The following is a 4741-nucleotide window of genomic DNA, read 5'->3' on the forward strand; positions in this document are numbered from 1 at the left end:
TACGTTGATCGTGTCCAGGCAACCACGGGAGGGGTACGCGTGAGCACGCACATGAAGGACCTCAAGGAGTACACGCACGACGAGCTGGCCGCCCAGCCGATCGGCGCATGGACGGGCCAGGCCTACCGCCTGGTGGTGGGAGCGCTCCGGGCCCAACTGGCGGTGGAGGGCCTCACTCAGCCCCACTGGTGGACCCTCAACCACGCCTCCGGCGCCCCCGGCTCATGGACCCGCGCGACCCTGACCGACCGCCTGACCCCCTACGACGACCTGAACACCGACTTCGACGAGGTCTACGACGACCTGATCGCCCGGGGCTGGCTCACCGAGGACGCGACGGGCGCCATGACCCTGACCGAGGAGGGCGAGGCCGGCCGCCTCCGCGCCCGGGAACGCAACCTCCGCGTCCACGAGCAGACCCACGAGGGCATCGAGCCCGCCGACTTCGTAGTGACGATCAACGTCCTGCGCCGGATCGTCGCCAACCTGGGCGGCAACGGAAACCTTCCCGACGACGGGAAATAGTTCGACAGGGCCCTCCAGGGCGCCGTGACCGTCGCAGCGATGTGGCTCTGACTCCGGGGCTAGATCCATTATCGCCGTCCGCGAAGGCGCCTGTCACCGTTCTTCGGAACGATCTTTACACCCGATATGTGCCCATAGGGTTGCAGGCGACGAAGGGCACAACGCACGTGATTCGACAAGGGAGTTGAGAGTGGCGCACGACGTTGCCGCGCTGGCGGAGGAACTCACGGCCATGGCTGAGGCCGATCACCGGTCCTCCGCACACGCGAACAGCGATGACCCCGCCGAACAGCTGGCGTGGCGCCGGCTGACCGCACGGCATGGTGACCGGCTCAGCGAGATCATGGACGAGTACGGCTGGCCGACGGCGGACCTGGTCGGCGAGGAGGCGGCCCGCGCGGCGTGGCTGATCGCCCAGCACGCCGACCGGCAGCTCGACGTCCAGCGCCGCGCGCTCCACCTCATGCGGCAGGCGGTGTCGGCAGGCTCGGCCAGCCCCCGCGACCTGGCCTTCCTCCGCGACCGCACGCTGGTCAACGAGGGCCGCAAACAGCTCTACGGCACACAGATCGTCGGCGTGAAGGACGGGGCACCGGTCCCGTGGCCCTGCGAAGAACCCGAGCGCATGGACGAACTCCGCGCGGAGGTCGGCATCGAGCCCTTCGACGAGTACGTTGCCAAGTTCTCAACGTCCTGACGCCGGTCGCTCGCTCGTGCCCTGCCTCACCCACCATTCGACCAACACCTACCGGAAGTCGGTGAAAAGCCTTGAGGCGCAGTACCCGCGCGCGACGTATGACGCCTTCCGCGCCTGACGTGAGCGCACACCGCTCATGGCGGCGTCGCCTCGGGCTGCTCATCGCGGTGCTCTGCGCGGTACTGCTCACCGCCTGCGGCGGCGGGGACGACTCCGCGTCCGCGAAACCCGACCTGGCGGACCAGGACCGTTTCCTGCACGACTACGTACGGTTCCTCAACACATCGGACGAGGACGGACTGGCCGGGCTGCTCGACGCCCATCCCCAGGGCTCCAAGGACGCCCGCGCCCGGATCAAGGCGTACGGCGGACAGGACTGGGACGTCCGGTGGATGCGCGCATCTGACTTCACGGGCGTATGGAAAGTGGACATAACCGGCACCGCAGGTACCAAGCACCGCCCCGTCCGCGTCACCGAGACCATCACCTGGGAGAAAGAGCATTGGGTGATGACCCCACTCCCGGGTGTCATACCGACCCCACCGGATGCGGCGGGCATCGAACCGCCCGGGTGAGGGCATCCGAACCCGGCTGTTTAGCCAGCGACTTGCGCACTGCCTCAACCAGCGGCGCCGCCCTGGTTCATCACTAGCCGAAGGCGATGTCGTCGAGCGGCCATGGCATTGGTCTCGGTGGACAACATTTCACTCAGTCTCTTCATTGGCGGCTGTGCGCCAGATCTGGACCAGGCAATATTGATCGGCGCCATTCAGTTTCTCTTCGTGCCCCGACGGCATGGGCAAGGGTTCCCGGCATCCCGCCAACGGAGAGGTGAAAGGCCCGCCTGTGCGATTGAATATCCACTGCCATCGCATCCGGTACAACCCGGACGAGGGCAGGATCAAGGGGACTTCTCTCTGCCCCCCGTCGATGGTTTCCAACGCGAGGTCGCCACCGGGAAGCTCCACCTCCACGTCCTCCGCACCGGACCATTGGGCGTCGCTTGCCGGAGGGACGGTTGACCAGCTCTCCAACCGCACAGACGCCCGGATCACTTGGGGTGGCACCTGTAGATAGACCATGCCGGGGGCTGAGAGAAGCCAATTCGCGCGATCCGCATGTGGTGCATGCGTATCGACACCTGCGTCAACCAGCCCAAAGACGCGGTAACTTGGAGAAACCACGGTCTCGAAAGCATCCAGCAGCCTGCTCAAGGGCACCTCGCACGTCATCGATTGAGTCCACCGGCTGCTCCCGCAGATCAATAGCCTGATTGGTGGAGACCGAGAGCACCATGGGCGGGACCGTAGCGCGCCGCCCCGCCGTGCTTCACCGTCTGGATGAAGGAGTGCCAAGCGTCATTTCCCACCGCGATCAGACGCGCCTCGGGGGTCTTCGAGTCGCGGACGAGAGCGCCGTCGGCGGTGAGCGCGCATTCGACGCACTCGCCTCCGGCACCGTTGCTGTAGGACGACGTGAACCACACCGGACGGCCGCTTCCGCCGGAAGCTTCTATTGTCACCTTGCGTAATCCTTCAAGATTGACTCGATCAACAGGGTCGAGCGTTGAGGACTCAAGGCCGCGGCCCGGAGGCCGTCGAACGCCCTCGTGTACTCACGGACATGATGCTCGCCCTCCAAGTACATGGCATCGGTGATGCCGTCTCGGTACACGAGGTCCGGATCCTCCGGGGCCGGGAAACCCAGCATGGTGAACGAACCGGTGGCCGGATAAGTCCCTGAGTCGAAGGGCAGGACCTGCAAGGTCACGGTCGGCAGTTCGGCCGTCTCCAGCACACGTTCCATCTGCTCCCGCATCAAAGCGTGGTCCCCGATGACGTGGCGCAAGGCGCCCTCGTTCACGATGAACCAGGCGTCGGGAGCATCCGGCCGCCTCAGCATGGCCTGGCGTTCCATGCGCACCCGCACCGCTTTGGTGATGTCCTCGGCCGACATGTGCGCGCCGGACTTGTGGAGCTCGGACGCGTACACCTCGGTCTGCATGAGGCCCGGTACGACCTCGCACTGGTATTGGCGGAAGGTCGAAGCGTCCTGCTCGAGGCCGATGTAGATGTTGAACCATTCGGGGACGCCGGCGCCGTGGACCTGCCACCAACCGCGCACTTTCGCCTGCCGGGCCAGCGACTTGAGGAAATCGCGCAGTTCGTCGCTCGTGCCGTAGAAGCGGCACAGGGCGTCGATGTCCGACGGCTGGATACGCCCGCTGCCCGTCTCCATCCGGTTGACCTTGGAGCCGCTCCAGTCCAGGGCCGCGCCGACCTGGGCGCAGGTGAGTGTGCTCCTCTCGCGGAGCTTCTTCAGCTCGATCGAGAGGCGCCGTCGGCGTGCCGTGGGTGAACCGGCCATCCCAACCCTCTTTCCAGTAGCGGGCGTTCAGTCTCGCGCCAAGAGGTGTGCTTGCCAATCACTCGGAAGTGGGAATCCCGCCGTGCACATTGCACGACGGGATGCGCTGCCAGCACAGTGGTGGGCAGCACAACTCAAAGTAAGCGTTGGTGACGCTGCGCTGCTGGCGGTGTCGACCGCGACGAGAGGGGTCTGCGTGAGTCAGGAAGCGTGCATGTCGCGCAAGCCGTGGGAGCTTGCCTTCACGGCCGAACCCGTGGAGGTGGCTGCCCTGCGCCGGATCATGCGACTGCACCTGGGCATCTGGGGGTTGCAGGACATTACCGACGAGGCCCAACTCTGCGTCAGTGAGCTGGTGTCCAACGTCATCACGCACGTCGGCCTCGGCACCCCCGCGACGTTGGCTGTTTCCGTGCGGGGCACGCACCTGCGTATCGAGGTGCATGATCCCGACACGCGCGCCCTACCCGTCCTCCGGGACCCGAGCACAGATTCCTCGGAGGGAAGGGGCATGGCGCTCGTGGACGCCGTTGCCGATCGCTGGGGTGTGTTGCTGCGCCCGGATCGGAAGGTCACGTGGTGCGAGCTGGCCACAAAACTCACCGCACCCGACGGCCACGTGGAAGCTCCCAGCGTGATGCGGGCCGAGGCCCTGCTCAGCCTCTACGCCGCAGCTATGCCGATGCCGTGCAGAACGGGTGCGGGCAGGGTGACTTCGGCCGTTGCGGAGGAGACGGTGATCGCGGCGATCACCGACTTCCTCCACTGGCTCCAAGCCCACGGCCGCGACGCGGACGACACACTCGACCGAGCACAGATGCGTTTCGAGGCCGAGTGTGATGCCCTGTGCGAAGGGGCATAAGGCATCGCTTCCTATGGCGTGATCGTTCGTTGAGCCGTGCATGACGGATCTGGTTGACCGGACGAGTTGTGGGTGCTGTTTCGGCGGGTGGTGCCGCAATGGCGGTGATACGTCCGCAGGGCGGGGGCCAGCGGCGGGCCGGTGACCCCGAGGCCCTGACCGCGATCATCTTCGTGGCCACTTCGGGCTGCACCTGGCGGCAACTCCCACCAGAGTTCGGTTCGAGCTGGCAGACGGTCTACCGACGGTTCGCTCAGTGGAGCCGGGCTCGCGTCTGGGCAAGGCTCCAC

The 4741-nt window shown here is 66.1% G+C and carries 7 protein-coding genes and 1 pseudogene; 5 read left to right on the forward strand and 3 right to left on the reverse strand.

Going from position 1 to position 4741, the window contains the following annotated elements:
• Nucleotides 1–51: 51 nt before the first annotated feature.
• From AOQ53_RS36075 to AOQ53_RS36085, 3 genes are all read left to right on the forward strand, one after another.
• Nucleotides 52–525: a hypothetical protein gene (locus AOQ53_RS36075; RefSeq protein ID WP_059423886.1), complete on the forward strand. Its 474-nt coding sequence runs from the start codon at nt 52–54 to the stop codon at nt 523–525.
• A 190-nt stretch (nt 526–715) separates the two neighbouring features.
• The gene (locus tag AOQ53_RS36080; protein WP_059423888.1) at nt 716–1222 is read left to right on the forward strand and encodes a DUF6624 domain-containing protein; all 507 of its coding nucleotides are present in this window, start codon (nt 716–718) and stop codon (nt 1220–1222) included.
• A gap of 119 nt (nt 1223–1341) precedes the next feature.
• Nucleotides 1342–1797, forward strand: coding sequence for a hypothetical protein (locus tag AOQ53_RS36085; RefSeq protein ID WP_059423890.1), 456 nt, complete (start codon nt 1342–1344; stop codon nt 1795–1797).
• Nucleotides 1798–1926: 129 nt separating this feature from the next.
• Here AOQ53_RS36085 and AOQ53_RS42295 read toward each other — a convergent pair whose 3' ends face one another.
• From AOQ53_RS42295 to AOQ53_RS36095, 3 genes are read right to left on the reverse strand one after another with little or no spacing between them, the layout of a single operon-like run.
• Complete coding sequence (locus AOQ53_RS42295) at nt 1927–2436, reverse strand: frataxin family protein (protein WP_078945669.1); 510 nt, start codon at nt 2434–2436, stop codon at nt 1927–1929.
• Between the two features lie 47 nt (nt 2437–2483).
• Entirely contained in the window at nt 2484–2744 is a 261-nt protein-coding gene (locus AOQ53_RS36090; RefSeq protein WP_063889050.1) for a DUF397 domain-containing protein, read from the reverse strand.
• Entirely contained in the window at nt 2741–3589 is an 849-nt protein-coding gene (locus AOQ53_RS36095; protein WP_059423891.1) for a helix-turn-helix domain-containing protein, read from the reverse strand. The genes AOQ53_RS36090 and AOQ53_RS36095 overlap by 4 nt, the downstream gene beginning before the upstream one ends.
• Nucleotides 3590–3803: 214 nt before the next feature.
• Here AOQ53_RS36095 and AOQ53_RS36100 point away from each other — a divergent pair, with 214 nt between their 5' ends.
• A complete protein-coding gene (locus tag AOQ53_RS36100; RefSeq protein WP_059423892.1) occupies nt 3804–4451 on the forward strand; it encodes an ATP-binding protein in 648 nt (215 codons plus the stop codon).
• A 66-nt stretch (nt 4452–4517) separates the two neighbouring features.
• Nucleotides 4518–4741 (forward strand): annotated as a pseudogene (locus tag AOQ53_RS36105) (transposase); the annotation flags it as partial.

This window comes from Streptomyces azureus (assembly GCF_001270025.1).
Lineage (GTDB): Bacteria > Actinomycetota > Actinomycetes > Streptomycetales > Streptomycetaceae > Streptomyces > Streptomyces azureus.

Bases quoted from the DNA above. Each gene is read 5' to 3' on its own strand.
- AOQ53_RS36075 (WP_059423886.1), top strand. From the start codon at position 52: ATGAAGGACCTCAAGGAGTACACGCACGACGAGCTGGCCGCCCAGCCG.
- AOQ53_RS36095 (WP_059423891.1), bottom strand. From the start codon at position 3,589: ATGGCCGGTTCACCCACGGCACGCCGACGGCGCCTCTCGATCGAGCTG.
- AOQ53_RS36100 (WP_059423892.1), top strand. From the start codon at position 3,804: ATGTCGCGCAAGCCGTGGGAGCTTGCCTTCACGGCCGAACCCGTGGAG.